The organism is Pseudorhodoplanes sp. (assembly GCF_035565855.1).
Lineage (GTDB): Bacteria > Pseudomonadota > Alphaproteobacteria > Rhizobiales > Xanthobacteraceae > Pseudorhodoplanes.
The window spans coordinates 1-2408 of record NZ_DATMRX010000106.1 but is presented as its reverse complement, the minus strand read 5'-3'; the positions used below and the strand labels follow the sequence as shown (position 1 = coordinate 2408).

Sequence of the window (2408 nt, the reverse complement as noted above, 5' to 3'; positions counted from 1 at the left end):
AATAGACGCAGCGGAAATCGCAGCGATCCGTCACCGAGACGCGCAGATAGGACACGGTGCGGGCAAACGGATCGACCAGAGGCGCCCGTGAACGGGCGTCGGATTTGATTGGTTGCGCTGCAGCATTCATGGGCAATCCTCACCCCACCATATAGGGGATCGGCAGGCGCGGCAAAACCCTTGGAAAAGCGTGTCTTAACGCGTTATCTGCCGGCATGACCAGCATGCAGGCCTGGCCGACCGAACTTCGGCTGAGCAAGGACCGTCGGACCCTCACGGTCGCTTTCGACAACAACGACCGCTACGCGCTGTCGGCGGAATATCTGCGGGTGAAAAGCCCGAGCGCCGAAGTCCAGGGCCATTCGCCCGAGGAGCGCAAGACCGTTCCCGGCAAGCGCGATGTGATGATTTTGGAAATCCAGCCGGTCGGGAATTATGCGGTGCGGCTTGTCTTCGATGACATGCACTCCACCGGCATTTATTCGTGGGACTATTTTGCCGATCTCGGCCGCAACCAGGAGAAATACTGGCAGGACTATCTCGACGAGCTCGCAGCGAAGGGATTGTCGCGCGAGCCCGCATTGCGCAAGGGGTGAGCGATCCTGCCTCCCGGTCGCGCGCTGGCTCGCTGCGATCCTATTTCACCACGATGACCTTCGCGCCGACCTTCACGCGATTGTAGAGATCGATCACGTCGTCATTGGTCAGCCGGATGCAGCCCGACGAATCCGCTTCGCCGACCGAATCCGGATCGTGGGTGCCGTGAATGCGATAGATCGTCGAACCGATATACATCGCGCGCGCGCCCAGCGGATTGCCGGGGCCGCCCTTCATATGGCGCGGTAAGCCCGGCTGGCGCTTCAGCATCTCGGGCGGCGGGCGCCAATCCGGCCATTCACGTTTGGCGCTGACGGTGTGAATGCCGTTCCACGTGAAGCCGTCGCGTCCGACACCGACGCCGTACTGAATCGCGCGGTTGTTGCCGAGCACGTAGTAGAGTTTGCGCTGCGCGGTGAAGACGATGATGGTGCCCGGCTTCTCCTTGGTCTCGAAGCCGACCTCCTGGCGACGCAGCGCCAGGATTTCGAACAGCCCCTTGACCTTTACATTCTCCGGCGCCCCGCCCAGGAGCCGGCCGTCGGGGTCGGTCAGCGCCGGATTGGCCAGCGTGATCGCGGGCAACGTCACAGTTGCAACAAGGCCGGCAACCAGACTTGCCAGCCACTTCCATGTCCTCAGGCGCATTTCATTCCCGTCCCGACCAAACCGTTCCGTCAGCGTGTCCGCCGGCGGCATACTAGGACATTGGACGGCACGCGCCACTCCTCGCCGCGATGGTGTGACGACATGCGCCAGCGGGTTGCCGGATGGCGAATATCCAGAAGATGCGGAGGTGGTGTGAATGGTGGGCGCGACAGGGATTGAACCTGTGACCCCTCCCGTGTGAAGGGAGTGCTCTCCCGCTGAGCTACGCGCCCGAAAGGCCGGCACTTAAGTGTCCGGTCCAAGATGTGTCAAGCCAAAGCGCCTGAAACTTGCCAAAGCCGGCACGCGAACGCTCGCACGCGTCCGCGGGATGCCGTTCCTCGCGTCAGCGGGTCTGCGGCGCCGGCCAGGCGCCGGCGGGCGACTGCGTCTGTGGCGCCCCGAAGCCACCCGCGTTGCCCTGCGGCGGCGGATTGAAACCGGAGGTCGAGGGCGGAGGCGCGAAACCACCGCCTGAAGGCGGCGGGGGAGCAGCGCGCTGCGCGCGTTGGGGCTGCGGCGCGGGAGCCGCATCGGAAGGCGGCTGCTTGGCTACGCGCGGCTTCTTGGCCGGCGGTGCGCGGCGCGGCCCCGCCTTGACGAGTTCGGCGACGACCGGACTTGGGTCAAAACGCGGCTGTCCCGACGATACTCCCATCTCCTCGCTGCCGCGCATGTCGTCGGGCGGCAGCAACTTCACCGGAATGGTCTGCGGCTGATAGCCATTGAGGCTGAACGTCACCTGGAAATCGGCGGCGGGAACCGCGAGCGCACAGGGTGTGCGGCATGTCTGTCCGCCGGAGGTCTTCACCTCGGCGCCAGGCGGCTCGGATTCGAACTGGAGCGGTACAGTTGGTGTGGCGGTCTTCAACAGGTCACCCGAATTCGAGCAACCCGCGAGCAGCATCCCGCACGCAACAATCGCCAAACATCTACGCATGGGTCTTGTCCATCGCTGGGCCCCCCGTCAGCGCCACGACCCTCGTGGCGACCATACGAGCCGGGGCACCCCCGTGCAACCGGCGCAATCGGCTCCCGGGATCGTCTCCGATTATGTCAGGAGCCGAGGCCAAAAGCTCGCAAAGAGCGTCAATTTTGCGGCTGTTTCTCGGGAGTATGGTAAATCCCGGCCGCGGCCGCCGGGCTCCGAGGATGTTGGAGGA

3 protein-coding genes, 1 tRNA gene and 1 pseudogene are annotated in these 2408 nt (G+C 64.4%); 1 reads left to right on the top strand and 4 read right to left on the bottom strand.

Going from position 1 to position 2408, the window contains the following annotated elements:
• Positions 1-130, bottom strand: a pseudogene (locus VN004_RS06060) (GTP 3',8-cyclase MoaA); the annotation flags it as partial.
• 85 nt (positions 131-215) lie between these two features.
• Here VN004_RS06060 and VN004_RS06055 point away from each other — a divergent pair.
• Positions 216-596 (top strand): DUF971 domain-containing protein, encoded by a 381-nt coding sequence (locus VN004_RS06055; protein ID WP_325608004.1) that lies wholly within the window; start codon positions 216-218, stop codon positions 594-596.
• Between the two features lie 40 nt (positions 597-636).
• On the opposite strand, the gene VN004_RS06050 is transcribed toward VN004_RS06055, so the two are convergent.
• The 3 genes from VN004_RS06050 to VN004_RS06040 all read right to left on the bottom strand — a co-directional run bounded on the left by VN004_RS06050 (position 637) and on the right by VN004_RS06040 (position 2185).
• A complete protein-coding gene (locus VN004_RS06050; protein ID WP_325608002.1) occupies positions 637-1245 on the bottom strand; it encodes a L,D-transpeptidase in 609 nt (202 codons plus the stop codon).
• 158 nt (positions 1246-1403) lie between these two features.
• Positions 1404-1478: transfer RNA gene (locus VN004_RS06045), tRNA-Val, on the bottom strand.
• A gap of 113 nt (positions 1479-1591) precedes the next feature.
• Positions 1592-2185 carry a PEGA domain-containing protein gene (locus tag VN004_RS06040; protein ID WP_325608000.1) on the bottom strand — a complete coding sequence of 198 codons (594 nt, stop codon included), beginning with the start codon at positions 2183-2185 and terminating at the stop codon, positions 1592-1594.
• Positions 2186-2408: the final 223 nt, after the last annotated feature.